At 72.5% G+C, this 25,721-nt stretch carries 22 protein-coding genes; 10 read left to right on the top strand and 12 right to left on the bottom strand.

The genetic code is table 11. The features are described 5' to 3' along the window. Nucleotides 1-22: 22 nt before the first annotated feature. The gene (locus ACGFWI_RS04565; RefSeq protein ID WP_393904426.1) at nt 23-2,350 is read right to left on the bottom strand and encodes a collagenase; all 2,328 of its coding nucleotides are present in this window, start codon (nt 2,348-2,350) and stop codon (nt 23-25) included. A gap of 156 nt (nt 2,351-2,506) precedes the next feature. Between ACGFWI_RS04565 and ACGFWI_RS04560 the strand changes: the two genes are divergently transcribed. Beyond that, nucleotides 2,507-3,892, top strand: coding sequence for an aminopeptidase P family protein (locus ACGFWI_RS04560; RefSeq protein ID WP_393904425.1), 1,386 nt, complete (start codon nt 2,507-2,509; stop codon nt 3,890-3,892). Nucleotides 3,893-3,905: 13 nt separating this feature from the next. Here ACGFWI_RS04560 and ACGFWI_RS04555 read toward each other — a convergent pair whose 3' ends face one another. The 6 genes from ACGFWI_RS04555 to ACGFWI_RS04530 form a co-directional block, all read right to left on the bottom strand. Continuing rightward, complete coding sequence (locus tag ACGFWI_RS04555; protein WP_393904424.1) at nt 3,906-4,622, bottom strand: GntR family transcriptional regulator; 717 nt, start codon at nt 4,620-4,622, stop codon at nt 3,906-3,908. Between the two features lie 93 nt (nt 4,623-4,715). Continuing rightward, nucleotides 4,716-5,717 (bottom strand): proline racemase family protein, encoded by a 1,002-nt coding sequence (locus ACGFWI_RS04550; protein WP_393904423.1) that lies wholly within the window; start codon nt 5,715-5,717, stop codon nt 4,716-4,718. 12 nt (nt 5,718-5,729) lie between these two features. After that, nucleotides 5,730-6,626 carry a dihydrodipicolinate synthase family protein gene (locus tag ACGFWI_RS04545; protein ID WP_393904422.1) on the bottom strand — a complete coding sequence of 299 codons (897 nt, stop codon included), beginning with the start codon at nt 6,624-6,626 and terminating at the stop codon, nt 5,730-5,732. A 74-nt stretch (nt 6,627-6,700) separates the two neighbouring features. After that, complete coding sequence (locus tag ACGFWI_RS04540) at nt 6,701-8,095, bottom strand: NAD(P)/FAD-dependent oxidoreductase (RefSeq protein ID WP_393904421.1); 1,395 nt, start codon at nt 8,093-8,095, stop codon at nt 6,701-6,703. Continuing rightward, a complete protein-coding gene (locus ACGFWI_RS04535; RefSeq protein WP_393904420.1) occupies nt 8,076-8,393 on the bottom strand; it encodes a (2Fe-2S)-binding protein in 318 nt (105 codons plus the stop codon). Before ACGFWI_RS04535 ends, ACGFWI_RS04540 begins: the two co-directional genes overlap by 20 nt. 182 nt (nt 8,394-8,575) lie before the next feature. Beyond that, nucleotides 8,576-9,748: an NAD(P)/FAD-dependent oxidoreductase gene (locus ACGFWI_RS04530; RefSeq protein WP_393904419.1), complete on the bottom strand. Its 1,173-nt coding sequence runs from the start codon at nt 9,746-9,748 to the stop codon at nt 8,576-8,578. A 155-nt stretch (nt 9,749-9,903) separates the two neighbouring features. Here ACGFWI_RS04530 and ACGFWI_RS04525 point away from each other — a divergent pair, with 155 nt between their 5' ends. Beyond that, nucleotides 9,904-10,695: a uracil-DNA glycosylase gene (locus ACGFWI_RS04525; RefSeq protein WP_393904418.1), complete on the top strand. Its 792-nt coding sequence runs from the start codon at nt 9,904-9,906 to the stop codon at nt 10,693-10,695. Between the two features lie 121 nt (nt 10,696-10,816). Beyond that, nucleotides 10,817-12,259 carry an MFS transporter gene (locus ACGFWI_RS04520; RefSeq protein WP_393904417.1) on the top strand — a complete coding sequence of 481 codons (1,443 nt, stop codon included), beginning with the start codon at nt 10,817-10,819 and terminating at the stop codon, nt 12,257-12,259. Nucleotides 12,260-12,309: 50 nt separating this feature from the next. On the opposite strand, the gene ACGFWI_RS04515 is transcribed toward ACGFWI_RS04520, so the two are convergent. Together ACGFWI_RS04515 and ACGFWI_RS04510 are read right to left on the bottom strand one after the other, a co-directional pair. Then, a complete protein-coding gene (locus tag ACGFWI_RS04515; protein WP_393904416.1) occupies nt 12,310-13,227 on the bottom strand; it encodes an SDR family oxidoreductase in 918 nt (305 codons plus the stop codon). A gap of 24 nt (nt 13,228-13,251) precedes the next feature. After that, nucleotides 13,252-14,058, bottom strand: coding sequence for an SDR family oxidoreductase (locus ACGFWI_RS04510; RefSeq protein ID WP_393904415.1), 807 nt, complete (start codon nt 14,056-14,058; stop codon nt 13,252-13,254). 82 nt (nt 14,059-14,140) lie between these two features. Here ACGFWI_RS04510 and ACGFWI_RS04505 point away from each other — a divergent pair, with 82 nt between their 5' ends. Genes ACGFWI_RS04505 through ACGFWI_RS04490 form a run of 4 tightly spaced genes read left to right on the top strand, consistent with a single transcriptional unit; the run spans nt 14,141 to nt 17,552 of the window. Further along, complete coding sequence (locus ACGFWI_RS04505) at nt 14,141-14,914, top strand: enoyl-CoA hydratase family protein (RefSeq protein ID WP_393904414.1); 774 nt, start codon at nt 14,141-14,143, stop codon at nt 14,912-14,914. Between the two features lie 3 nt (nt 14,915-14,917). Further along, on the top strand, nt 14,918-15,757 hold the full coding sequence (locus ACGFWI_RS04500; protein WP_393904413.1) for a CoA transferase subunit A: 840 nt from the start codon (nt 14,918-14,920) through the stop codon (nt 15,755-15,757). After that, a complete protein-coding gene (locus ACGFWI_RS04495; protein ID WP_393904412.1) occupies nt 15,754-16,497 on the top strand; it encodes a CoA-transferase subunit beta in 744 nt (247 codons plus the stop codon). Before ACGFWI_RS04500 ends, ACGFWI_RS04495 begins: the two co-directional genes overlap by 4 nt. Then, nucleotides 16,494-17,552 (top strand): NAD(P)H-dependent flavin oxidoreductase, encoded by a 1,059-nt coding sequence (locus ACGFWI_RS04490; protein WP_393904411.1) that lies wholly within the window; start codon nt 16,494-16,496, stop codon nt 17,550-17,552. The genes ACGFWI_RS04495 and ACGFWI_RS04490 overlap by 4 nt, the downstream gene beginning before the upstream one ends. An 86-nt stretch (nt 17,553-17,638) precedes the next feature. Here ACGFWI_RS04490 and ACGFWI_RS04485 read toward each other — a convergent pair whose 3' ends face one another. Continuing rightward, the gene (locus tag ACGFWI_RS04485) at nt 17,639-18,796 is read right to left on the bottom strand and encodes an acetyl-CoA C-acetyltransferase (RefSeq protein WP_393904410.1); all 1,158 of its coding nucleotides are present in this window, start codon (nt 18,794-18,796) and stop codon (nt 17,639-17,641) included. 107 nt (nt 18,797-18,903) lie between these two features. After that, nucleotides 18,904-19,686: an SDR family oxidoreductase gene (locus tag ACGFWI_RS04480; RefSeq protein WP_393904409.1), complete on the bottom strand. Its 783-nt coding sequence runs from the start codon at nt 19,684-19,686 to the stop codon at nt 18,904-18,906. Between the two features lie 211 nt (nt 19,687-19,897). On the opposite strand from ACGFWI_RS04480, the gene ACGFWI_RS04475 reads away from it, so the two are divergent. Beyond that, nucleotides 19,898-21,067: an acyl-CoA dehydrogenase family protein gene (locus ACGFWI_RS04475; protein ID WP_393904408.1), complete on the top strand. Its 1,170-nt coding sequence runs from the start codon at nt 19,898-19,900 to the stop codon at nt 21,065-21,067. After that, a complete protein-coding gene (locus ACGFWI_RS04470) occupies nt 21,067-22,047 on the top strand; it encodes an acyl-CoA dehydrogenase family protein (RefSeq protein ID WP_393904407.1) in 981 nt (326 codons plus the stop codon). Before ACGFWI_RS04475 ends, ACGFWI_RS04470 begins: the two co-directional genes overlap by 1 nt. Nucleotides 22,048-22,393: 346 nt before the next feature. Here the strand turns inward: ACGFWI_RS04470 and ACGFWI_RS04465 are convergent, their stop codons facing one another. Continuing rightward, nucleotides 22,394-22,999, bottom strand: coding sequence for a helix-turn-helix transcriptional regulator (locus ACGFWI_RS04465; RefSeq protein ID WP_393904406.1), 606 nt, complete (start codon nt 22,997-22,999; stop codon nt 22,394-22,396). 463 nt (nt 23,000-23,462) lie between these two features. Between ACGFWI_RS04465 and ACGFWI_RS04460 the strand changes: the two genes are divergently transcribed. Further along, nucleotides 23,463-25,694 (top strand): FUSC family protein, encoded by a 2,232-nt coding sequence (locus ACGFWI_RS04460; RefSeq protein ID WP_393904405.1) that lies wholly within the window; start codon nt 23,463-23,465, stop codon nt 25,692-25,694. Nucleotides 25,695-25,721: the final 27 nt, after the last annotated feature.

The raw sequence follows: 25,721 nt of genomic DNA, 5'->3' as shown, positions 1-25,721 counted from the left end.
CCGCTGAGGACGGGCGGCTGCCTCACCGCCGCAGTGGGCCCTCGCAGCGGAAGTCCGCGCTGCCCTCCCGGCCCGAGGGCCAGACGTCGGTGGGACCGAAGGAGCAGTTCATGTCGGTGAAGTTGTTCGCGGTGGGCCCGGCGCGGTCGAGGATGAAGTAGTCGACGGTTTCGGACATGTCCTTGAAGATCTGGTCGGGGTTGCCGGAGTTGCCGAGGTTGGCGGTGATCCGGCCGTTGCAGGTGAACCGGCCGTTGCCCCGGTCGCCCTCGTCCTTGCAGACGGGCGTGTTGGAGGTGGCGGCGGCGAAGGCGCTCTGCACCTCGGCGGGGGTGGCGAACTTCAGGGAACCGTTGGGCGTGAACGTCGTGTTCGGTACGAAGAGGTCGTCGACGAGGGCGATCTGTGCGTCGAGGAAGGCGTCGTACTGCTGCTGCAGCCCTGCGTCGGAGCCCATGCGGTTGCGCCAGGAGTCGAACGCGGCCGGGTCGTCGGCGCGCAGATACCGGTACATCTCCTGCAGTTTCGCCGGGTGTTCGCGCCACAGGAACTCGAAGAACGTCCCGGCGTAGGAGTAGAAGCGGAAGCCGTCGTGGTCGTACGTCGCGTGCAGGAACTCGTTGACGCTCATGCGGGGTTTGCCGCCCGTGGTGTCCGTGATGATGTCGCGGACGAGTGACTGGCGGACGGCGATGCCGTTGTCACGGGTCGAGCCGTCGAAGAACTCGGCGCTGCCCTCGTCCATGGCGGTGGTGCGGTCGCCCTCGTACCAGGGGCCTTCGCCGAAGAAGCCGGGGACGGCGAAGCGGCCGTTGAGGTAGTGGACGTACTCGTGCCGGAAGAGCTCTTCAAGGGTGAGGCTGGAGTCCTGGGGGACGCGCCGCTGATAGGTGTAGAAGGTCGCGCCCTGCTCGATGTAGACGCCGCCGTTGTTGGTGCCCATTCCGGTGAGCAGCGGGTGGTAGACCTCGTAGCCGGCGCGTGAGGCGTACAGGACGATGGTGAGTGTGGTGTTGGGGTCACCGGCCAGCGGTTCGGTGGTCCCGAGCACCCGGTGGAACTGGGCCCTGACCTGCTTGGACGCATAGTAGAGCTGGTCGACGACGGCACGGTCGAGGGCGGTGCGGACCTTGATGGCGCCATTGTCGTAGGAGTAGGTGCGCGGGAAGATCCGCTTTTCGATGTCCTCCTTGCACACCCCGTACGGCTTGCAGGCGTCGAAGGAGATGAGCCAGGTCGCGACCTTGGCCCAGGGTTCGCTGCCGTCGCCGAAGTTGCGCACCGTGAGGGGGAGAAGGGCGCCGAGGTCGGTGACGATGGCCTTCTTGAGGGAGTCGATCTGGCCGAAGCGGCCGTACTCCCCGAGCGCATCGCGGACGACCCAGGCGTTGGGTGTGCCCTTGAGATGGGTGTATCCGGCAAAGGCCTTGAAGACGGCGCGGTATCCGGGGTCCGTGGCGACCGCGTACTGGAAGGCGGTGTCCTTGTTGCCGGGGTAGACGCCCAGGTAGTTGACCGAGAGGCCGGCGAGGGCGGCGTTGGCCCATGCCGGGTCTTTGTAAGTGGCGGAGTGGGACGGGTCCATGGTGGCCAGGACCTTCTGGATCAGGTCGAGTTGATGCTGGCGCAGGCCCGGGGCGCTGGCGGCGTAGAGGGCTTCGCGCAGGGTGTCGGCGTTGGCCCGGGTGACGTCGAAGGTCCGGGCCGCGGTGCCGAAGGCCTCGACGGCGCCGCGTACGGCGGCGACGGTGGGGGCGTCGGTGGTGTCGATCTCGTCGTGGGAGAAGTCCTGGTAGGCCACCGCGTGCAAGTACGTGAACATCTCGTACAGATGGCTGGTGTTCTTGCTGTCATGGGCGGCGGCAAGTCCGGTGATGCGACGGGCCACCGCCTGGACGTGGGCGTCGGACATGACGGGGATGAGCCGGGGGTCCCACGTCCAGACGAGGTTGCGCAGACAGTCGTCGGCCGTGACGGCCGGGTCGGCGAGGAAGTCCGCGAGCTGTTCGGGACTCAGGCCGGTGATGCCGTCGAGGGTGCAGGGGGCGGCGGCGGGTCTGGGACGGTGCGGCGCGCCGACGGGCTTGGTCTGCGGGCCCGGTATACGGCCGCTCTCGACGAGGGAGCGCGGCGCGGGTGCCGGGGCGGGGTCGAACTTCGGTGTTCTGGCAAGGCGTTGGACCTGGTCGAAGGGGTTGGCGGTGGGGGCGGCGGGCCGGTGTCCGGGCTGCTGCGCCCGGGGCCGCTGCGAGGAGGTGGCCGACGTGTGGGGTGCCGCCTGGGCGGCCTGGACGGCCGGCAGGGCGAGGGTGGTGGCGAGGGTCGCGGCCAGCAGGATGCTGCGCGGCATACGCGGGTGTGACACCTGAACCTCCGAGAGGGGGTGGGGGGTTGTGTGTGGGTGTTGAGGCAATGGCCTTCACTCCACGAGGTGTGACCCGTAACATAGTAATGTGAAATTGCACTGACAAGGCTTCAGGTAACGTTCTTTACCGGAGGTGTCGATATGACCTCGCGCGCCGCCCAACTCCACACCGGGAGCCATGACTTGCCGGTGTCGGACGCCCTCGCCGACTTCATGACCGGTCAGTGGGCCGCCGCCCCGCTCCCCGACGGCCCCCGCGTCCCGGGCTTCGCACGGTTCGCGGGCCGCCGGGCCCGGCTCACCGCGCGCTTCCCCGGCGAGCGACTGCTCGTCCCCGCCGGGGAGTTGAAGGTCCGCTCCCACGACTGCGACCACCGCTTCCGCCCGCACAGCGCCTACGCCTGGCTGACCGGACTGACGGGTGAGGACCAGCCGGGGCACGTCCTGGTGCTGGAACCGGACGGCGAGCCGGTGCTGTACCTCCGGCCGCGGCCGCCGCGGGACCGCGACGGCGCCTTCTACCGGGACCGCCGCTACGGCGAGTTCTGGGTGGGCCGCCGCCCCGATCTGGCCGAGGCCGGGCGGCTCACCGGCCTCCGCTGTGCGCACCTGGACGACCTCGCCCGCCACCGGGCCGACCGGGACGCCTCCCAGGACACCGAACTCGCCTCGGCCCTCAGCGAGTTGCGGCTCGTGAAGGACGACTGGGAGGTGGCTCAGCTACAGCAGGCCGTCGCGCACACCACCACCGGCTTCGAGGATGTCGTACGGTCCCTCCCCGCCGCCCTGCGCCACCCGCGCGGCGAACGCTGGATCGAAGGGGTCTTCCAGCTGCGCGCCCGCGCCGAGGGCAACGGCACGGGGTACGAGACCATCGCCGCCGCCGGCGCCCACGCCTGTGTGCTCCACTGGATCCGCAACGACGGGCCGCTCGATCCCGCCCAGTTGCTGCTGCTGGACGCGGGGGTGGAGACCGACTCGCTGTACACCGCCGACCTCACCCGCACCCTGCCGCTGTCCGGACGCTTCTCCCCCGTCCAGCGCCGGGTGTACGAGCTGGTGCTCGCCGCGCAGGACGCGGGCATCGCCGCCCTCAAGCCGGGGGCGAGCTTCCGCGACTTCCACCGGGCCTGTTCGGGCGTCCTGGCCGAGGGCCTGGCCGGCTGGGGCGTGCTGCGCATCCCGGCCGAGGAGGCGCTCGCCACCGACAGCGGCCTGTACCGGCGCTACACGCTGTGCAGTTCGGGCCATATGCTCGGACTCGATGTGCATGACTGCGCCCGGGCCCGCGCGGAGCAGTACCTGGACGGCGTGCTGACGGAGGGACAGGTCCTGACGGTCGAACCAGGGCTCTATCTGCAGCCCGACGACACGACCATGCCTCGGGAACTGCGCGGCATCGGTGTCCGTATCGAGGACGATCTGGTGATCACCGCGGACGGTGCCCGGCTGATGTCATCGGCACTGCCGCGCACCGCCGACGCCGTGGAGGAGTGGATGGACGGACTCCTCTCCGGGTCGGCCTGACCCGACGGCCCGGTCAGCCCTGGCGGACGCCCAGGGTGCGCTGCGGCCGCGGTACCAGTGGTTCGTCGCGGCCCTGGGCCCACAGCGAACGGACATGGCCGAGGTGGCGGGCCATACAGGACTCGGCCGCCTCGGCATCGCCCGTCAGCATCACATCGAGCAGCTCCCCGTGCTCTTCGGCGGAGGGCAGCAGCTGGTTGCGCTCATCGAGACGGGTGAGGCCGTAGAGACGGGAGCGCTTGCGCAGATCGCCGACCGTCTCGACCAGGCGGTCATTGCCGCTGAGGCCGAGCAGTTCGAGGTGGAAGCGGCGGTCGGCCTCCAGGTAGCCGATGAGGTCGTGCGCACGGGCGGCGGTGACGATCTCCAGGGCGGCCGGGCGGAGGGCCTCCAGCTGTGCGCGGCCGGCGGTGCGGGTGACCTGGCCGACGACCGGGACCTCGATCAGGGCACGGATCTCGGTGTACTGGTCGAGGTCGCGCTCGCTCACCTCGGTGATCCGGAAACCCTTGTTGCGGACCGGCTCGACCAGCCCCTCACGGGCCAGGTCGAGCATCGCCTCGCGCACCGGGGTGGCGGAGACACCGAAGTCCGCGGCGAGGCCCGGGGCCGAGTAGACCGACCCCGGGCGCAGTTCCCCCGCGATCAGGGCCGCGCGCAGCTGATGGGCGACCTGATCGCGGAGCCGCTCCTGAGCGGTGATCAGGCTGCGGTGCTTGAGTTCACCCATCGTGGTCCTCCGAGTTGACGCGGAGTGCCAGCGTACAATGTCACGTTGCGCAAAATTCCTGGTGTGGACGACGGCCGGTGTCACGGCCGTGGTTCACAGCAGAAAACCTGCGGGGAACGGGTCGGACGGGTCGAGGAAGTACTGCGCGGTGCCGGTCACCCAGGCCCGGCCGGTGACGGTGGGGACGACGGCCGGGAGCGAGCCGACCGTGGTCTCCGCGACCAGCCGGCCGGTGAACTCCGTTCCGATGAACGACTCGTTGACGATGTCCTGGTGGAGGGGTAGTTCGCCGCGCGCATGCAGCTGTGCCATCCGTGCGGAGGTACCCGTGCCGCACGGCGAGCGGTCGAACCATCCGGGGTGGATGGCCATCGCATGCCGGGAGCGGGTGGCATCGGACCCCGGCGCGGCGAAGTAGACGTGCTTGAGGCCGCCGATCCTCTCGTCCTCGGGGTGGACCGGCCGCTCGGCGGCGTTCACGGCGTCCATGAGGGCGAGTCCGGCGGCGAGGATGTCCTTGGCCCGGGCCCGGTCGAAGGGCAGGCCGACGCTGTCCAGCGGCAGGATCGCGTAGAAGTTGCCGCCATAGGCGAGGTCATAGCGGAGCGTGCCGTAGCCCGGGACGGTGACCTTGCGGTCGAGCCCGGCGCAGAAGGCGGGCACATTGGTGAGGGTGACGGCCGTGGCCGCCCCGTCCCTCACCTGCACCTCGGCGGTGACCAGTCCGGCGGGGGTGTCGAGCCGCACCCTGGTCACGGGCTCTTGGACCTCCACCATGCCGGTCTCGACGAGGACGGTGGCCACCCCGATCGTCCCGTGGCCGCACATCGGCAGATAGCCGGAGACCTCGATGAACAGGACGCCGTAGTCGGCGTCGGGGCGTGTCGGCGGCTGGAGTATCGCGCCGCTCATGGCGGCATGGCCGCGCGGCTCGTACATCAGGAGCGTACGGACGGCGTCGCGGTGCTCGGCGAAGTGCAGTCGGCGCTCGGCCATGGTGGCGCCGGGAATGGTGCCGACGCCGCCGGTGATGACGCGGGTGGGCATGCCCTCGGTGTGGGAGTCGACGGCGTGGAACACATGGCGGGTGCGCATGCGGAGTCCCTCTCAGTGGTGGCCGTCGGCGAAGAGCTTCCCGGTGGCGGCGCGGACCGCGGCCGACTGCTCGGCGGTGAGCGGGGAGCGGGGCGGGCGGGTCGGGCCACCGCGGTGTCCGGCATGGTCCATGGCGAGCTTGATCGCCTGCACGAACTCGGGCTTGGAGTCCCAGCGCAGCAGCGGGTGCAAGGTGCGGTAGAGGGGCAGCGCGGTGTCGAGGTCACCGGCGACGGCGGACCGGTAGAGGGTGCTGCACGCCTCGGGCAGTGCGTTCGGGCAGCCCGCGATCCAGCCGACGGCGCCGGCGAGGGCGAGTTCGAGCAGAACATCGTCGGCGCCGATCAACAGGTCCAGCTCCGGCGCGACTTCGGCGATCTCGTACGCCCTGCGGACATCGCCGCTGAACTCCTTGACGGCGACGATGCTGCCGTCGTTGTACAGCTCGGCGAGGAGGCCGGGAGTGAGGTCGACCTTGGTGTCGAAGGGGTTGTTGTAGGCGACGACGGGCAGGCCGGCCGCGGCCACCTCGGCGAAGTGGGCACGGACCGCGGCCGGTTCGGCACGGTAGCCGTTGGGCGGCAGCAGCAGTACGGAACCGGCACCCGCCTCGGCGGCCTGCTCGGCCCAGCGGCGCGAGGCGGCGCTGCCGTAGGCGGAGACACCGGGCATCACCCGGTCGCCGTCACCGGCGGCTTCCACGGCGGTACGGAGGACCCGGGCGCGCTCGTCGTCGGTGAGCGTCTGGTACTCGCCGAGGGAGCCGTTGGGGACGACGCCGTCGCAGCCGGCGGCGAGGAGCCGGGCGACCTGCGCGGCGTAGGCGTCGTGGTCGACGGAGAGGTCGTCGCGGAAGGGGAGGGCGGTGGCAACCATGATGCCGTGCCAGGGGCGGGTGCGCGTGACCATACGAAGTCTCCTTCTATGAGGTGTGACATTTTACTGAGTGTCCCAGGGACTTGCCAAGGTCGCCCGAGGGTTAACTAACCCTGTTCTCTGGCGAGTTCTCCCAGCACGACGGGACAGGCGAGTGGTCTGCGGTCGGCCGCAGGCCCGGCCTCCCCCGCGAGGCGGGCCACCGCGGAGCCGCACATCCGCCCCTGGCACCAGCCCATTCCGGCCCGGGTGAGCAATTTGACGGTGCGGGTGTCGCGGGCGCCGAGGTCGGCGACGGCTTCCCGGATCCGCCCGGCGGTGACCTCCTCACAGCGGCAGACGTCGGTGTCCTCGCGCAGCCAGCCGGTCCAGCCGGGGCGCGGCGCATGGGCGGCGGCCATGGTCCGGGCGAACCGGCGCAGCCGGTCGCGGCGCCGCCGCAGCGCGCTGCGGGCAACCCGTTGCGCGATGCTGTGGGCCGCCAACTCGCCCTCGGCGAAGGCAAGTTCCGCACCCCCGACGCCGCCGGCCTCACCGGCCGCCCAGACCCCGTCGACCGTGGTCCGCTGCTGGTCGTCGAGGAGCAGCGCCCAGGTGCCGTCCGGGGTGCGGCGGGTGGCGCAGCCCAGCGTGGTGGCCAGCTCCAGTTGCGGTACCAGCCCGTACCCGACGGCGAGCGCATCGCACGGGATGCGCCGTCCGGTCCCCGGCAGCGGCCGCCAGTCCCGGTCGAGCCGGGTCAGGGTGACGGCCTCGACCCGGTCGGTGCCGTGCACGGCGGTGATCGCGCTGCGGGAACGGATGCGTACGCCGTGCCGGAGCAGGGTGGCCCCGTGCGCGGCCCCTTCGGCGAGCTTGCCGGGGTTGGCGGCCAACGTACGCGGGGCGCGGGCGTATCCGGCGTAACCGCTCGCCTCGGCGACGACCGGCACCGTGGCGCCGGCCGCGGCGAGCGATCCGGCAACGGCGAGCAGCAGCGGCCCGCTGCCCGCGACCACGATCCGCCGCCCCGGCAGCACCAGCCCCGCCTTGAGCATGGCCTGCGCGCCGCCCGCGCCGACGACACCGGGCAAGGTCCAGCCGGGGAAGGGCAGTTGACGCTCGTGGGCGCCGGTGGCGAGGAGCACCTTCCGCGCGGTCACCTCGACCCGGCCCTGCGCTCCGTCGGGCCCGGTGACCGCGTGCACGGTCCAGTGCGCGGTGTCCCGGGTGACGGCCCAGACGTGGTGCGCGGCGAAGTGGCTCACCCGGCCCGCGGCGAGCTGCTCGTCCAGCCGCGCGGTGCGCCGCGCGAAGGCGCGCCAGGAGTGATGCAGGGCCTCGGGGCGGGTGGCGCCCAGTCCGGGAGCCGGCTGCCGGTAGAACTGCCCGCCGGGCCGGGCGGCCGCATCGACGAGCGCCACCCGCAACCCGAAGCCGGCGGCCGTGACGGCGGCGGCGAGCCCGGCCGGCCCCGCGCCGATAACGACGAGGTCATGGGTGTCAGACGGTGAGTTCGGCACGCCCGTGACCTTCCTGGGTGGTGATCGCGTCCCCCGGCCTGACGGGCACCAGACAGGCCCGTTGGTTGGGTTGGCCGTTGACGGTGGCCAGACAGTCGAAGCAGGAGCCGATTCCGCAGAAGGCGCCGCGCGGCCGCCCGTCGCGCCGGGTGGTCCGCCAGGAGAGCACCCCGGCCGCCCAGAGTGCGGCGGCGACGGTCTGACCGGGCAGCGCAGGCAGCGGCCGCCCGTCGAAACTGATCTCGAACGCCGGTCCTGGCTCGGCCCGTACGAGGTCGGCGGGGTGGCGTCGGGGCATGCCCGGGCTCCTCTCTGTGGTGGTGAGCGGGCGACGTGGGCGCCAACGGGGCCGGAACCAGGGCTGGTCGGGTGTGGCGATCTCGTCACCGGCCGGCCCGGCTCGCTCAGGACCGGCCCCGTACACCTCGCCCCTGTCCCTCTCGGCCCCCTCCGCCCCTGCCCCCGCGGACCCGGCCCCGCTCATCCCTGCCCCGCCCCTTCGGCGAAACGATCCGGGCGGAACGGCCGCGCGTCCAGCGGGCCGGGGGCTTCCGTCAGCGCGGCCGCGATCAGCCGGCCGGTGGCCGGGGCGAGGCCGATGCCCGCGCCCTCGTGGCCGCAGGCGTGCAGCAGGCCCGGGAGGCGTGGGTCGGGGCCGATCGCCGGGAGGTGGTCCGGGAGGTAGGGCCGGAACCCCTGGTACGTGCGCATCACCCGGACACCCGCCAATACGGGGAACAGAGCCGCCGCCTGGGCGGCGAGCCGGCGCAGCACCTCGACCGAGAGCGTGCGGTCGAAGCCGATGCGTTCGCGGCTGGCGCCGATCAGGACCGGCCCCGCCCGGGTGCCCTCGACGACGGCGGAGGTCTGCAGCGCGGCCGACCCGCTGGCCACATCGGCGACATAGTCCGCGGCATAGACCTTGCGTCGCACTACGCGTGGCAGTGGCTCGGTGACCAGGACATATCCCCGACGGGGCAGGACGGGGACGGTCACCCCGGCGAGCGAGGCCAGCCGGCCGGCCCAGGTGCCGGTGGCGTTCACGACCGCGGGAGCGAGGAGGTCGCCCTGCGGGGTACGGACGCCCCGTACCGCCTTGCCGGGCCCCCGCAGTACGGTCGTGACCTCCGCGCCCAGATACAGCCGCGCCCCGGAGGCGCGCAGCAGATGGGCGGCGGCGAGGGCGGGTTGGACCTGGGCGTCCTGCGGGTAGAGGACGCCTCCGGCGAGGCCGGGTGCCAGATGCGGTTCGGCGTCCTGCAGCCGGTCGGCGGACAGGCAGGCGCTCTGCACGCCCGCTCTGCCCTGCGCCGCGCGGAACGAGCGCAGCGAGGCCATACCGGCCTCGTCGGAGGCGACGACCAGTCCGCCCTTCGTCTCGTACTCGATCTCCGGCGGGAGCTCGGCGGCGAGTTCGCGCCACAGCCGGGTGGAGAGCAGCGCGAGGTCGAGTTCGGGCCCCGGTTCCTTGTCGGAGACGAGCAGATTCCCTTCACCGGCGCCGGTGGTGCCGCCCGCGACGGGGCCGCGGTCGACGACGGCGACGGAGAGGCCGGACCGGCCGGCGTAGTAGGCGCAGGCGGCGCCGACCACTCCGGCCCCGACGATGACCACATCCGGAGCATCCAGGGGCTGTCTGTGTCTCGTGGGCACGTCAGTAATATGTCACACAACACAGGTTCCGGAAAGGGGACTTGGCGGGTCCCGTCGAGGGGCACCCGGGCGCACGGCGAATCGCCGCTCCCGGCGTCCGGCGGCTTCGCTCACGGCAGCGCGCCTCGTCACCGCCCGCGGTCTAGCGTGGAGGGATGAACGAGACCGGGGCGGCGGGATCGCCGCCAGGACCTGGTGACAGTGCCTTTCCCGCCTCTCAGGCGGGGCGGTGCGGCGAGCTCGCGGAGCTCGATGCGCAGCTGGTCCGCTGCCGGGCCTGCACCCGGCTGGTGGAGTGGCGGGAGGAGACTGCCGCGCATCCGCGTGCGGCGTTCCGGGACCAGGAGTACTGGGCGCGCCCCGTGCCGGGGTTCGGCCCGCCGGATGCGTCGCTGGCCATCGTCGGGCTCGCGCCCGCCGCACACGGCGGCAATCGCACCGGCCGGATGTTCACCGGGGACGCCTCCGGCGACTTCCTGTTCGCCGCTCTCCATGCGGTCGGTCTCGCCTCCCGGCCCACCGCGACGCACCGGGGCGACGGGCTGGAGCTGTACGGCGTGCGGGTCACCGCGCCGGTCCACTGTGCTCCGCCGGAGAACAAGCCGACGCCCGCCGAGCGGCACACCTGCCGGCCGTGGCTGTCGGCGGAGCTCGAACTCCTCAGCCCCGGCCTGCGTACGGTCGTGGTGCTGGGTGCCTTCGGCTGGCAGGCGCTGCTGCCCGTACTGGGCGAGGCGGGGTGGCCACTCCCCCGGCCCCGCCCCGCGTTCGGTCACGGCGTGCAGCTGACCCTGCCCGCCACCGGGCGGCGGCGGGAACTCCAGGTACTCGGCAGCTACCACCCCAGCCAGCGCAATACGTTCACCGGCCGGCTCACCTTCGACATGCTCGTCGATCTGCTCGGACGCGCGGCGGGGCTCGCGGGGCTGGAGCGTTCAGGGGACTGACACCCGGACAGCCGGGGATCACGCATACGCCGCCATGCGGCCCTGGACGGCGACTTCTATCCTGAGAAACAGGACGGCTGCGCAGACCGGTGGGTTACGGCTTTACGGGCGAGGAGTGCTTGTGCGCCATCACCTGGCGGGCCAGGCCGAGGAGGCCGCTTCGGGCGGTGGCTCCTTCTCGCATCGCGACCGGGCAGTGATCGTCGCTGCCGCGCTGTCCATCCTCATCGTGCAGATGGACTGGTTCGCGCTCGATCTGATGCTCCCGGTCATCGCCAGGGATTTCGGCACCTCGTCGACCGACCTCCAGTGGCTGATCAGCGGTTACATGGTTGCCATCGGCGCCTTGATGATCGTCGGTGGCCGGGCCGCCGACCTGCACGGGCGGCGACGGGTCATCGTGATCGGCCTGACCGTGTTCGCCACCCTGTCCGTGGTGTGCAGCGCCGCCCAGAACGCGCCCTGGCTGATTGCCGCGCGGGTCGTGCAGGGGGTCGGCGCGGCCTTGATCTTTCCCGTTTCCGTGGCGGTGGTGACCAGTTACTTCCGGGACGACCGGCAGGGGCGGGCGGTCAGTACGGTGCTGGCGTTCAGTTCCGTCGGCACCGCGCTGGGTCCGTTCGTGGGGGGTGTCTTTGCCGAACACGTCAGCTGGCGTGCGGTGTTCCTGCTGAATGTGCCGGTGTGTCTGATCGCCGCGCTGCTGGTGCTGCGCTTTGTCCCCGAGACCCGCGACGAGCAGGCGACCCGCCGTCTCGACCTGCCCGGCGCGGCGGCCGTCGCCCTCGGTCTGACGTGCCTGATGGTCGCGGTCGACCAGGGGCAGGGCTGGGGGTGGGCCTCCGCCCCCACCCTGGCCACCGTCGCCGTCGGTATCGCCTTCCTCGCGCTGTTCGTGGCGGTGGAGCGGCGGGCGCCGGAGCCGTTGATCGATCTGTCGCTGTTCCGCAATGTGAAGTTCGATGTGATCACCCTCGCGGGTTCGCTCTCGAATGTGGTCTATTGCCTGGTCGCGGTGCTCTCGGCGCTCTATCTGCAGCAGGCGCGGGGGCTGTCGCCCTCGCACGCCGGGATGGTCTTTCTGGCGCTCTCCTGCGGGGTCGGGGCGGCCAGTTACCGGGCCGGGCGGCTGGCCCTGCGCTGGCGTGCCGAGCGGTTGATGGCCTGCGGCATGCTCACCAGCGGCATCGGGGTGCTGGTGCTGACCTGGGTGCGGCCCCTGGGCTGGTACGCGGTGGTCTTCGCCGTCTGCGGGGTGGGCATCGGGCTGGGGTGGGCACTGACGAATGTGGCCACCCAGGCGCATGTCCCCGCGGAGCGGACGGGCGCGGCATCGGGTCTGGTGCTGACGTCCCTGGTGCTGTTCGGCGCGGCGAGCGTGGCGGTCGCGACGACGGTGCTGGAGGTCATCAGCGGCTCCCCGTCGACCGCGGCCGCCGACGGTCCCGCCATCGAGGCGGTCCTGCGCGGCACTTCCGTGCTGGCCTTCCTCGGCGCCTTCGGTCTGCTCGCGGTCACCGCCCCAAGGCTGCGTGCGCGCAGGGATTCACCGCTCTCCGACTGAGGGCATGGCGGAGGGGCCGAGAGCTGGCCCTCCGGCCGTGGCCTCACCTGTCACCGCGCCCCGTACACCGGCTGTGGTGTGCCCGCGGCGGCCAGCAGCTCACGGGCCGTCTCGCCCGCCTCGGCCGGCGTCCAGCGGCTCTTCCTGTCCGCGGTGGGGCCGGGGCGCCAACCCTCCATCACGGTGATCCGGCCCGCTTCGGCCTCGAAGACCCGGCCGGTGACCCCGGCGCTGCCGGCCGAGGACAGCCAGACCACCAGCGGGGAGACGTTCTCCGGGGCCATTGCGTCGAACTCCCCGTCGGCGGGCGCCGCCATCGTCCCGGCGAAGGTCTGCTCGGTCATACGGGTACGGGCGGCCGGCGCGATGGCGTTGATCTGCACGCCGTAGCGGGCCAGTTCGGCGGCGGCGACGAGGGTGAGACCGAGGATGCCGGCCTTGGCGGCGGAGTAGTTGCCCTGGCCGACGCTGCCGAGCAGCCCGGCGCCCGAACTGGTGTTGATGATCCGGGCGTCGGGCGTACGGCCTGCCTTGGCCTCGGCCCGCCAGTGGGCCGCGGCGTGCCGCAGCGGCAGGAAGTGGCCCTTGAGATGGACGCGGATGACGGCGTCCCAGTCGTCCTCATCGAGGTTGACGAGCATCCGGTCGCGCAGGAATCCTGCGTTGTTGACGAGGATGTCGAGACGGCCGAAGGCGTCCAGGGCGGTGGCGATGAGCGAGCGCGCGCCGTCGGTGGTGGTGATGTCGCCGGTGTGCGCGACGGCCCGGCCGCCGCGGGCACGGATCTCTTCGGCGACCTGCTGGGCCGGTCCGGCCGAGGCACCGGCTCCGTCGGCGGCCACACCGAGGTCGTTCACCACCACCTGGGCGCCTTCGGCGGCGAGGGCCAGCGCATGGGCGCGGCCGAGGCCCCGGCCGGCTCCGGTGACGGCGGCAACGCGTCCCGTGCAGATTCCGGTGCCGGTCATGTCCGTTCTCCTGTTCCGGTCATGTCAGTGGTCCTTCGTGGCGTCGGGCGCGGCGGGATGGTTGACGGTGGCGGCGTCGAGGAAGGCGGGGCGCTCCCCGCCGCCATGGACGAGCAGGCTCGCGCCGGTCAGATAGGCGGCGCGGTCGGAGGCGAGAAAGACGCAGGCGTCGCCGATCTCGGCGGGTTCGGCGAGCCGGCCGAGCGGGACGGTGGCCCCGACGGCCGCGATGCCCTCCTCGTCGCCGTAGTGCAGGCCGGCGAGTTCGGTGCGCACCATGCCGAGGACGAGGGTGTTGACCCGGACGTGGGGAGCCCATTCGACGGCCATGGAGCGGGCGAGGTGGTCCAGGCCCGCCTTGGCCGCGCCGTAGGCGGCGGTGCCGGGCGAGGGGCGGGTGCCGCTGACGCTGCCGATCATGATGACCGAACCGCCGGCCGGCCCCTCCCGCATCACCTCGTACGCGGCGAGCGAGGCGGTCAGCGGTGCGAGGAGGTTGAGTTCGACGACCCGGGCGTGCCGCTCGGCGTCCGCCTCCCCGAGCAGCCGGTACGGCGTGCCTCCGGCGTTGTTGACCAGGCAGTCCAACCGGCCGTGATCGGCCATGACTTGGGCGAAGAAGGTGCGTACGGCGGCCGGGTCGCGCAGGTCGAGGGGGCGGAAGTGCGCACGGCGGCCGGCCGCCGTGACGGGGGTGTCCGGCGGTCGTCGTGCGCAGACCACGACCTCCGCACCGGCCTGCAGGAAGGCGCGGGCGATACCTGCGCCGACGCCCCGGGTGCCGCCGGTGACGACGGCCAGTTGCCCGGACAGATCGAGAGCCAGGCTCAACGGGCACCCCTCCCGCAGCGCGCCATCCGCTGCTAACTTCGCTACCTAACAAACGCTTGGTGGAAAGGTAGCTGATCTGCTCATGGGTGTCTCCACCTCCGAGCCGGACCAGGGCATCGCCGTCGTCACCGCCGACTTCCCTCCGGTCAACGCCCTTCCCGTACAGGGCTGGTACGACCTCGCCGACGCCGTGCGTGCGGCCGGCCGTGACCCCGGCATCCGCTGCGTCGTCCTCACCGCGGAGGGCCGCGGCTTCAACGCCGGGGTCGACATCAAGGAGATGCAGCGCGACACCGCGTCCGGCGGGCACGGGGCCCTGATCGGCGCCAACCACGGCTGTGCCGAGGCGTTTTCGGCGGTCTACGAGTGCGAGGTACCCGTCGTCGCGGCGGTGCACGGCTTCTGTCTGGGCGGCGGCATCGGCCTCGTCGGAAATGCGGATGCGATCGTGGCCAGCGACGACGCCACCTTCGGCCTTCCCGAGCTGGACCGCGGCGCGCTCGGCGCGGCCACCCATCTGGCCCGGCTGGTCCCGCAACACCTGATGCGCGCGCTCTACTACACCTCCCGCACCGCCACCGCCGCCGAGCTGTGGGCGCACGGCTCCGTCTGGAAGGTCGTCCCGCGCGCGGAACTGCGCGAGGCCGCACGGGACTTGGCCCGGGAGATCGCCCGGAAGGACGGCTCTCTTCTCCGTCTGGCCAAGGCCGCCCTCAACGGCATCGACCCCGTCGACGTACGGCGCAGCTACCGCTTCGAGCAGGGCTTCACCTTCGAGGCGAACCTCAGCGGAGTCGCCGACCGCGTCCGCGACACCTTCGGCACACCGGGCGGCACACCGACGAAGGAAGGCTGATCCGTGACCGACAAGACCATGACGCCCGAGGACGTCGTCTCCCGGCTGCGCAGCGGCATGACCCTCGGCATCGGCGGCTGGGGCTCGCGCCGTAAGCCGATGGCGCTGGTGCGGGCGCTGCTCCGCTCCGACATCACCGACCTGACCGTGGTCTCGTACGGCGGCCCCGATGTCGGCCTGCTCGCCGCCGCGGGCCGGATCCGCACACTCGTCGCGGCGTTCGCGACCCTCGACTCGATCCCCCTCGAACCGCACTTCCGCGCGGCCCGTCAGCGCGGCGCTTTCGAGCTGATGGAGATCGACGAGGCGATGTTCATGTGGGGCCTGCACGCCGCCGCCAACCGGCTGCCGTTCCTGCCGGTACGGTCCGGCCTCGGTTCGGATGTAATGCGGGTCAACCCCGGCCTGAAGACCGTCACTTCGCCCTACGAGGACGGCGAGACCTTCGTCGCGATGCCGGCCCTGCGCATGGACGCGGCACTGGTCCATCTGCACCGCGCCGACCGGCTCGGCAACGGCCAGTACCTGGGCCCCGACCCGTACTTCGACGATCTGTTCTGCGAGGCCGCGGACAGTGCGTATGTCTCCTGCGAACGGCTCGTGGACGACTTCGCCACGGCCACCCCGCAGACCCTGCTGGTCAAGCGGCACTCGGTCACCGGGGTCGTCGAGGCCCCGAACGGTGCGCACTTCACCTCCTGCGTCCCCGACTACGGACGTGACGAGGCCTTCCAGAAGCTGTATGCGACCACGCCCTGGCCGCAGTTCGCCGAGCGGTTCCTGTCCGGGGACGAGAAGACGTACCAGTCCGCGGTCCAGACCTGGCACGAGGAGCAGCAGTGAGCGCCACCACGACGACCCGCGCCGAGTACTGCGTCATCGCCTGCGCCGACGCCTGGCGCGACAACGGCGAGGTGCTCGCGAGTCCGATGGGCCTGATCCCGTCGATCGGCGCCCGGCTCGCCAAGCACACCTTCTCCCCCGATCTGCTCCTCACCGACGGCGAGGCCATGATCGTCGGCCTCGACGGATCGGCCGAGGGCTGGCTGCCCTACCGTCAGCACCTCACCATGGTCACCGGCGGCCGGCGCCATGTGATGATGGGCGCGAGCCAGCTCGACCGCTTCGGCAACCAGAACATCTCCTGCATCGGCGACTGGCAGCGGCCCGCGCGCCAGCTTCTCGGCGTCCGCGGCGCCCCGGTCAACACCCTGAACAACCCGGTCAGTTACTGGGTGCCGAAGCACTCGAAGCGGGTCTTCGTCGAGAAGGTCGACATGATCAGCGGGGTCGGTTACGACAGCGCGGCCGCCGCCGGGCCGTCCGCGACCCGCTACCACCGCATTCCGCGCGTCGTCTCCGACCTCGGTGTCTTCGACTTCGAGACCGCGGACCGCGCCATGCGGCTGGCTTCCGTGCATCCCGGTGTGACGGTCGAGGAGATCCAGGAAGCCACCGGGTTCCCGCTCGCGCTGCCCGGCGAAGTGCCCCGCACCCGGGAGCCCACCGCCATCGAGCTGCGGCTGATCCGTACGGTCCTCGACCCGGAGGGGCGGCGCAACGGCGAGGTGCCGACGCCATGACGGACGTCAGGATCGAGACGCCGCTGACCGAGCTCGTCGGGGTGCGCCATCCCCTCGTGCAGACCGGCATGGGGTGGGTGGCGGGGCCCCGGCTGGTGTCGGCCGCGGCCGAGGCGGGCGCCCTCGGGATTCTCGCCTCGGCCACCATGACCGTCGAGCAGCTGCGCTCGGCGGTCCGCGAGGTCGCCTCCCGTACGGACGCGCCCTTCGGGGTCAACCTCCGCGCGGACGCGGGAGACGCGGGCGACCGGGTGCGCCTCATCGTGGAGGAGGGCGTACGGGTCGCCTCGTTCGCCTTGGCCCCCTCCCGTGAGCTGATCGCCCGGCTGAAGGACGCGGGGGTCGTCGTCATCCCGTCCGTCGGCGCCCGCCGCCACGCCGAGAAGGTCGCGGCCTGGGGCGCGGACGCGGTCATCGTCCAGGGCGGGGAGGGCGGCGGCCACACCGGGAACGTCGCCACGACCGTGCTGCTCCCGCAGATCGTGGACGCGGTCGATATCCCGGTCATCGCCGCGGGCGGCTTCTTCGACGGCCGGGGCCTGGTCGCGGCGCTCGCCTACGGCGCGGCCGGTATCGCCATGGGCACCCGCTTCCTGCTGACGTCGGACAGCACCGTGCCCCGGGCCGTACAGGACCGCTATCTGACCGCGGGCGTCAAGGACATCACCGTCACCACGAAGGTGGACGGTCTGCCCCACCGGATGCTGCGCAGCGAGCTGGTCGCGGCGCTGGAGCGGTCCGGACGCGCCACCACGCTGTTCACCGCGCTCCGCCGGGCCGCATCGTTCAGGAAGCTGTCCGGCCTGAGCTGGGCGCAGATGGTCCGTGACGGCCTGGCGATGAAGCACGGCAGGGACCTCAGCTGGAGCCAGGTCCTGCTCGCCGCCAACACCCCGATGCTGCTGAGGGCGTCCATGGTCGAGGGCCGTACCGATCTCGGTGTGATGGCCTCCGGACAGGTCGCCGGTGTGCTCGGGGATCTGCCGTCCTGCGCGGAGCTCGTCGACCGGATCATGGCCGAGGCGGGCGCGACGCTGGGCGCGCTGCCGCGCTGAGCGGCCACCGCGGCCCGCCGGGGTGCCGGTCCCGGGCGCCGGGCCCGGCGGTCCGTCCTACGTGGGCGGCGGCCTGACGACGCCGGTCAGAGGCGCTCGATGACGGTGACGTTGGCCTGCCCGCCGCCCTCGCACATGGTCTGCAGCCCGAACCGGCCGCCGGTGCGTTCCAGTTCGTGCAGCAACGTGGTCATCAGCCGGACGCCGGTCGCGCCGAGCGGATGGCCGAGAGCGATGGCGCCGCCATTGACATTGACCCGCTCCGGGTCGGCGCCGGTCTCCTTCAGCCAGGCCAGCACCACGGGCGCGAACGCCTCGTTGATCTCCACCAGATCGATGTCGCCGATCGACATCCCCGCCTTCTTCAGCGCGTACGCCGTCGCCGGGATCGGTGCGGACAGCATCCGGATCGGGTCCTCACCGCGCACCGACAGATGGTGGATGCGGGCCCGCGGGGTGAGGCCGTGCTCGGCCACCGCCCGCTCGGAGGCGAGAAGCATGGCGGCCGCGCCGTCGGAGACCTGCGAGGAGACCGCCGCGGTCAGCCGGCCGCCCGCAACGACCGGCGCCAGCCCGGCCATCTTCTCCAACGAGGTGTCACGGCGGGGGCCTTCGTCGGCGGTGACGTCCCCGTAGGCGACGATCTCGCGGTCGAAGCGGCCCTCGTCGATGGCGCGGACGGCCCGCCGGTGCGAACGGAGTGCGAACTCCTCCATCTGCTCGCGGGAGATGTGCCACTTGTCGGCGATGAGTTCGGCGCCGTGGAACTGGTTGACGGGCGCCTCGCCGTAGCGGGCCCGCCAGCCCTCGGAGCCGGCGAACGGGCCGTCGGTCAGGCCGAGCGGGGCGGCGGCCTGCCGGCCGGCGAAGGCGATCGGGATCTGCGACATGTTCTGCACACCGCCCGCGACCACCAGATCCTGGGTGCCGGAGAGCACGCCCTGGGCCGCGAAGTGCACGGCCTGCTGCGACGAACCGCACTGGCGGTCGACGGTGACTCCGGGCACCTCCTCGGGCAGCCCGGCGGCCAGCCAGCATGTCCGGGCGATGTCCCCGGCCTGGGGGCCCACGGTGTCCAGACAGCCGAAGACGACGTCCTCGACGGCGGCCGGATCGGCGCCGCTGCGCGCCATCAGCGCCGTCAGCACATGCGCGCCCAGGTCGGCGGGGTGGACGGCCGACAGGCCGCCGCCCTTCCTGCCCACCGGGGTGCGGACCGCGTCGACGATATAGGCCTCGGACATGGGGTCTCCTTGGTCAGATTCTGCGGACGTGGCGGTCGGTTCCGCAAGGTGGTGCCGGCCGGCGGGCGGTCTCCCGGGGCTGTACGGCACCCCGGGCCCGCCGCGCCTCACGCGTGCTGGGAGCTGACGGACACCGTTTCCCCGGTCATGTACGAGGCGTAGTCGCCGGCCAGGAAGACGATGACATTGGCGACCTCCCAGGGTTCGGCGTAGCGGCCGAACGCCTCCCGCTCGGTGAGCTCCGCCAGCAGTTCGGGCGTGGTCACCTTCGCCAGGTGCGGGTGCATCGCGAGGCTGGGCGAGACCGCGTTGACACGTACGCCGTACTCGGCGGCCTCCATGGCGGCGCACCGGGTCAGCGCCATCACCCCGGCCTTGGCCGCGGCGTAGTGGGCCTGGCCGCGCTGGGCACGCCAGCCGACGACCGAGGCATTGTTGACGATCACGCCGCCGCGGCCGGCGGCCCGCATCCGGCGCAGGGCGGCCCGGGTACAGCGGAAGGTGCCGTTCAGGGTGACATCGAGGACCGTGGCCCACTGGGTGTCGGTCATCTCGACGAGGTCCGCGGTGCCGCCGAGCCCGGCGTTGTTGACCACGATGTCGAGGCGCCCATGGCGCTCTTGGGCAGTCTCCAGCAGGGCGTTGACCTGGTCCTCGTCGGTGACATCGCAAGGCAGCGACGCCACCTGCCCGGCGCCGAACTCCTCGGCGAGCGCCTCGGCGGTGGCCGTCAGCCGGCGCGCATGGGCGTCACCGAGGACCACCCGGGCGCCCTCCTCCAGGAATCTGCGGGCGGTGGCACCGCCGATGCCGGCCCCGGCGGCCGCGGTGATGACGGCGGTGCGGCCGTCGAGCAGATGGTGGCCGGGCACGTAGGGCGGCGGTGTCATGCGTGAGCCTCCTCTTCCCGCAGCCGGCTGCGGATCCCGGGGCGAAGGCTCTCGACGGTGGCGGGGGCCTCGACGCCGCTCATGCCGGTACGTTAACCTACCAAACACTTGTTAGGGAAGGAGGGCGGATGCCCGCTGCCCGCAACGACGCGCCCCCGCGCGACGAACGCCAGAGCCCGGTCGCGCCCGCCACCCGGGAGGCGGGGGCCTGATGGACCTCGACATCGCCGCCGACGAGGAGGCGTTCCGGGCCGAGGCCCGCGCCTGGCTCGCCGAGCAGGTACCCGCCCGTCCGCTGCCGTCGCTGGAGACCGCGGAGGGGTTCGCCGCCCACCGGGAGTGGGAGCACCGGCTCGCCGCGGACCGCTGGTCGGTGGTCTCCTGGCCCCAGGAGTACGGCGGCAGGGGCGCTTCGCTCCTGCAGTGGCTGCTGTTCGAGGAGGAGTACTACGCCGCGGGCGCCCCCGGGCGGGTCGGCCAGAACGGCATTCATCTCCTCGCCCCCACCCTCTTAGCGCACGGCACCGACGAGCAACGCGCCCGCATCCTCGGCCCCATGGCGCGCGGGGAGGTCATCTGGGCACAGGCCTGGTCGGAGCCGGAGTCGGGGTCTGATCTGGCGTCGCTGCGCTCGACCGCCGTACGGACCGAGGGCGGCTGGCTGCTGAACGGGCAGAAGACCTGGTCGTCCCGGGCCGCGTTCGCCGACCGGGCCTTCGGGCTGTTCCGCAGCGACCCGGACGCCGCCCGGCCGCACCAGGGGCTCAGCTATCTGATGTTCCCGCTGGACGCACCGGGCGTGACGGTACGTCCCCTCGGCCGCCTGGACGGCAAGCCGGCCTTCGCCGAACTCTTCCTCGATGAGGTCTTCGTGCCGGATACGGACCTCATCGGCGAGCCGGGGCAGGGATGGCAGGTCGCCATGAGCACCGCCGGCAACGAACGGGGCCTGACGCTGCGCAGTCCGGGCCGCTTCACCGCGGCCGCCGGGCGGCTGGCCGCACTGTGGCGCGAGGCCCCCGGGACGGCCGGCCCGGCCCTCGGCGAGCGGGTGGCCGACGCGCTGATCGGCGCCAGGGCGTATCAGCTGTTCACCTACGCCAACGCCTCCCGGATCGCCGACGGGGGGTCGATCGGCGCCGAGTCGAGCCTGAACAAGGTCTTCTGGTCCGAGCTCGACATCGCCCTGCACGAGACCGCGCTTGACCTGCTCGGCCCGTACGGCATGCTCGCCGATGAAGCCGACGAGGCCCCCGCGCACGGGAGTTGGGCCGAGGCGTACACCTTCTCGCTCGCCGGGCCGATCTATGCCGGCACCAACGAGATCCAGCGCGACATCATCGCCGAGCGGCTGCTCGGTCTGCCGAAGGGACGCCGGTGATGCGCTTCCTCCTGACCGCTGAGCAGCGGGAGTTCGCCCGCACGCTGGACGGCATGCTGGGGGCTTCCGGCACCCCGGCCGTGGTGCGGGCCTGGGCGGCCGGGGAGCAGAAGCCGGGCCGTGAGCTGTGGGCGCGGATCGCGGCCGCGGGTGTGTTCGCGCTCGCCGTTCCGGAGCGGCACGGAGGAATGGGGCTGCTGCCGGTCGAACTCGCCCTCTCTTTCGTGGAGTTGGGTCGGCATGCCGTACCGGGTCCGCTGGCGGAGACGGTGGCCTCGGCCGCGTTCCTGGCGCGTCTCGGCGAGGATGCCACGGATGAGGCCTGGCTGCCGCGGATCGCCACGGGCGATGCGGTCGTCAGCCTGTGCGCCGGGGTCCCGTACGCCGTGGACGCGGATGCCGCCGATGCCGTCCTCCTCGTCCAGGGCGACACCGTGCGCCGCGCGGACAGCCACGGCCCCGTGCAGCCCTCCCTCGACCCGGCCCGGCGACTGTCCCGCCCGCTCGGCGGCACCGTCCTGGCCGAGGGCCCCGCGGTGACCGAGGCCGCCGCGCACGCCGTCGATGTCGCACGGCTCGCCACCGCCGCGCAGTCCCTCGGCCTCGGCCGGGCCCTGCTGGCGGCGACGGTGTCCCACGTCCGGCAGCGCACCCAGTTCCAGGTGGCCATCGGCTCGTTCCAGGCGGTCAAGCACCGGCTGGCGGACACCCTGATCGGGCTGGATTTCGCACAGCCGCTGGTGTATGCGGCGGCGCTCGCGGTGGCGGCGGGTGCCCCGTCGGCCGGCCGGGAGGTGGCGGCGGCGAAGGTCGCGGCGGGCGAGGCCGGTTACGCCGCGGCGCGTACGGCGCTGCAGTTGCACGGCGCCCTCGGTTACACCGAGGAACTCGACCTCTCGCTGTGGATCCGCAAGGCCCGCCCGCTGCGGGACGCCTGGGGAACCCCGGCCGAGTGCCGCGCCCGCGTCCTGACCGGCTGACGTCGCGGGCGCCTGGCATCACGGGCGCCGCGGACGAGGGCGCGATCCACGGGGTCCAGGTGGCGTCAGCTGCGTGAGTGGATTCACCATTCACGAACGACCTGAAGGTTCGTAGAGCTTATCCCGGCCGCTACACCGTGTGCGGACGGCGTCACCGTGCGGCAAACCGCCCAAAAACGGAAGTTGATCACATGAAGGCGCTGCGGCGGGGACGGCCGCATCGCCGGCACCTGCCTCGCCGCCGGCCGCCAACCGCCAACCGCCGGACAGGGCCCGCCGCCTCGCCCGGCGCCCGGCCAACGGCCGGGCACCCCGGGCCGGGCAGCGGCATCCGAGCACAACGCCCCTACGGGCGCTTGCGGTCCAGCGCCTCCAGGTCGGCCAGCATCGCATCGGCCAGATCCCGCTCGGAGGCGTAGTGCCGCTCCGACCACTTCAGGACGAGTGAGGGGTAGGCCGAGGAGTCTTCCGCTGGGGCACCCTCGGCGTCGGTCTCGGCACGCTGCCGCATCGTTTCCGCGTACTCCCGGTGCCGGCCCAGCACTTCACGCATCTGCTCGGCCTCCAGCAGATGGCCGAGCCACAGCCGCAGCATCACACCGTGCTTGAGGACGGGTGGTTCCACCGGCGCCTCGTGCGCCCAGTGGCGGACCGCCGCCAACCCTTCGTCGGTGATCACATAGACCCGCTTGTCGCGGTTGCCGGTCTCCTGGGCGACCATCCGCGAGCTGACGTAACCCACCTTCTCCAAGCGCTTCAGCTCGCCGTAGATCTGGCTGAAGGAGGGGCTCCAGTAGAAGAAGCGCAGCGACCCGTCCGACCATTTCTTCAGGTCGTAACCGGACAGCTCCTCACCGAAGGAGAGCAGGCCCAGTACCGCCCAACTGGTGGCCGGCAGCGCAGGTCGCTCCGCATCGCCGACGCTCACGGCGCCCGCCTTCTTCTCCGTCACGTTCCGCAGTGTACGGTCCGCGTCCGCGCCCGCCCGACCGGCCGTCGCCAACTGCCCCTCCCCGTACTCGTGTTCCCGCTGCACGCATTTCCCCCGGGAAGGTGCCCGTGGTTGGTTGCGCGGAATTCGCGACGACCGTCGAGGCACACCCCCGGAACCAGACCCCTAGCGGGACGCGCCCAGGTGATCCGCGACCGCGTCGAACCGGCCGTCTGCGCCGAGGAGATGAGCTTCGACCGGATCCGAGCGGGCCCGCGAGGCGCTTCCGGGACGCCGTCGAGGAGGCGTACGCGGCCACCCAGTCGGGCTTGAGCACCCGTGCGGCCGGGCCGAGCCGTGAGCCGGACCGGGGGCGACGGGGGGACTCCAACGGGGCACGCCCCCGGCCGCGGACCGCGCGATCGATGCCGCCGCCGGCCGGCTGCGCGGTGCGGACCGGCACCCGCTGGCCAATAGTGGAAAGGTGAGCCCGCTACAGGGAGCTTCCCCGCGGTCCGGGCCGCGACGGTCGGCCGGCGGGCCCGTCGGGGCGCTGCTGCGCAGACTGCGCTATCTGCTGGAGCACGGCAGACACAGCTTGCGCGGATACCGCTCCGTCGTCGGCAACGCGGTCCGGGTGACAGCCGCCTCCTGCGTGGCCTTCTACTTCTGCCGCTACGCGCTGAACCTGACCGTCATGTCCGTCTACGCCACGTTCACCGTGGTGGCGCTCGGCGTGCTCGCCCGGATCCCGGGGTCCGGGCGCCAGCGCGCCGCGACCGTCCTCACGGCGATCCCCGCCGGACTGGTGCTGGTCACGCTGGGCACACTGCTCGCCGTACAAACATGGGCAGCCGTGCTCGGCATGCTCGTCATCGGATTCGTGGTGGCGTACGCGGGCACCACCGGGCCGCGGATCGCCGGGGCGGCACCCGGGATGCAACTGCTCTACATCCTGCCGTGCTTCCCGCCCTACGCCCCGGACGCCCTGAGCCAGCGACTGTCCGGCTTCCTGCTGGGCGCGGTCCTGCTCGCGCTGGCCCAGCGCTTTCTGCTGCCCGAACCGGACACCCCGCCCTTCTGCCGGCTGCTGGCCGATGCGGCCGACGCCGCCGCGCGCCTGGCCGACCATCACGGCGGCCCGCTTCCCGTGCAGGCGCTCGCCCAGGCGCACCGGGCCGGGGACGCCCTGCATCCGTCCCGTGTGCCGCCGGCCGATCGGCCCGCCTCCCCCACCCTCACCCACAAGGCCATGACGCATGCCACCGAGGCGGTCCGCACCCTGCTGGCCCGGCTGGACGCCCTGCACACCGGGGCCGGGCCGCACGACGCCTACCACCCGGAGACGGTGGTGCTGCTCCAGGGCATCAGCGCGGCGGCCCGTGAGGCAGCGACGGCGCTGCGGCGGGGCGAACGGCTGCGGCCCGGCGAGGGGCCGTCCGCCGCGGTTCTGCAGAGCGAGCTGGCCCCTGTGCGGGCCCACCGGGCCGTGGACACGCTGGAGCGGCTCAGCACCGATGACCGGCTGATCTATCTGCGCCGCCGGTCCCAGGTGGTGCAGGCCGCCGACTGCGCCGTCGTCCTCGCCCTGGCCACCCGGCTGCTGCTCGGCGACCGGTCCGTCGAACAGAGCCCTGACGGGCACACCTTCACCTATGCGCAGGCGCGCGCCCACGAGCTGTGGTGGCAACGGCTGACCACACACCTCACACCACGCTCGGTGATCTTCCAGAACGCCTGCCGGTTCGCGCTCGGCCTGGCCACCGCGCGGGCCGTCGCCGGACTCCTCGACCTCCAGCACGGCTTCTGGGTGCTGCTGGCGACGCTCACCCTCACCCGTACCACCAGTCTGGAGACCTGGTCCGCGGTCCGGCAGGCGCTGATCGGCACCCTGGCCGGCGCGGTGCTGGCCGGCGGGCTGCTGGCGCTGGTCCACGATCGGGAGACGGTGTACGCGGTCGTACTGCCGCTGGTGATGCTGGCGGCGTTCATCCTGGGGCCGCTGCGCGGGCTGGCCTGGGCCCAGGGCGGGTTCACGCTGGTGGTGGCCACGCTGTTCGCGCAGGTCTCCCCCGTCACCTGGCAGCTGGCCCCGGTCCGGCTGGTGGATGTGCTGGTCGGCAGCCTCATCGGACTGGCCTGCGGGCTGGTGGCCTGGCCACGGGGCGCGGGCCGCGAGGTGCGCCGAAGCATGGCGGGCCTGTGCTCGGCCGTCGCCGACGCCATCGGGCACACCACCGCGCGGGTGGTCGAACACTCCGGCAGCACCGACTTCTTCGCGATCAACCGGGCGCTCACCCTCGCGCAGGAGAGCCTGGCCCAGTACCAGTGCGAGCTGCGGGACGAGGCCGCCGGGCAGCCGGACTGGCCCTCGGTGCTGGTCGCCGGGGCGGACGCGCGGCGCGGTGAACGGCTGCTGCCCGGCCGGCCCGGACGGATCGCCCCGCACGAGGTCGGCGCCTGGCTGCGCCATGCGGCCGACCGGACGGCAGCCGACTACCGGTCCCTGGCCCGGCGGCTCCGCACGGACAGCGACGTGCCCCGGGAAGACGCCCGGCCGCTGGACATCCGCGCGCTGTTGGCGGTGGCTCCGGCCGTCCCGCACAACAGCCCGGACCGGGACACCCGCGCGCTCTCCGCCGCGCTGCTCATCGACTCGGTGATCTGGCTCGATGGGCTCACCGCCGATCTGGACCGGATCCACAAGGAGGTGTGACGCCGCGCCGCCGGAGGGCGTGCGCCC

The organism is Streptomyces sp. NPDC048434 (assembly GCF_043200375.1).
Taxonomy (GTDB): Bacteria; Actinomycetota; Actinomycetes; order Streptomycetales; family Streptomycetaceae; genus Streptomyces.
Note: the sequence above shows the minus strand (reverse complement) of the source record. Positions and strands in the feature narration are given on the sequence as shown.

Coding starts and splice junctions, on each gene's coding strand:
- ACGFWI_RS04565 (WP_393904426.1), bottom strand. CDS start 2,350: ATGCCGCGCAGCATCCTGCTGGCCGCGACCCTCGCCACCACCCTCGCC.
- ACGFWI_RS04560 (WP_393904425.1), top strand. CDS start 2,507: ATGACCTCGCGCGCCGCCCAACTCCACACCGGGAGCCATGACTTGCCG.
- ACGFWI_RS04555 (WP_393904424.1), bottom strand. CDS start 4,622: ATGGGTGAACTCAAGCACCGCAGCCTGATCACCGCTCAGGAGCGGCTC.
- ACGFWI_RS04550 (WP_393904423.1), bottom strand. CDS start 5,717: ATGCGCACCCGCCATGTGTTCCACGCCGTCGACTCCCACACCGAGGGC.
- ACGFWI_RS04545 (WP_393904422.1), bottom strand. CDS start 6,626: ATGGTCACGCGCACCCGCCCCTGGCACGGCATCATGGTTGCCACCGCC.
- ACGFWI_RS04535 (WP_393904420.1), bottom strand. CDS start 8,393: ATGCCCCGACGCCACCCCGCCGACCTCGTACGGGCCGAGCCAGGACCG.
- ACGFWI_RS04525 (WP_393904418.1), top strand. CDS start 9,904: ATGAACGAGACCGGGGCGGCGGGATCGCCGCCAGGACCTGGTGACAGT.
- ACGFWI_RS04515 (WP_393904416.1), bottom strand. CDS start 13,227: ATGACCGGCACCGGAATCTGCACGGGACGCGTTGCCGCCGTCACCGGA.
- ACGFWI_RS04505 (WP_393904414.1), top strand. CDS start 14,141: ATGGGTGTCTCCACCTCCGAGCCGGACCAGGGCATCGCCGTCGTCACC.
- ACGFWI_RS04490 (WP_393904411.1), top strand. CDS start 16,494: ATGACGGACGTCAGGATCGAGACGCCGCTGACCGAGCTCGTCGGGGTG.
- ACGFWI_RS04485 (WP_393904410.1), bottom strand. CDS start 18,796: ATGTCCGAGGCCTATATCGTCGACGCGGTCCGCACCCCGGTGGGCAGG.
- ACGFWI_RS04480 (WP_393904409.1), bottom strand. CDS start 19,686: ATGACACCGCCGCCCTACGTGCCCGGCCACCATCTGCTCGACGGCCGC.
- ACGFWI_RS04475 (WP_393904408.1), top strand. CDS start 19,898: ATGGACCTCGACATCGCCGCCGACGAGGAGGCGTTCCGGGCCGAGGCC.
- ACGFWI_RS04470 (WP_393904407.1), top strand. CDS start 21,067: ATGCGCTTCCTCCTGACCGCTGAGCAGCGGGAGTTCGCCCGCACGCTG.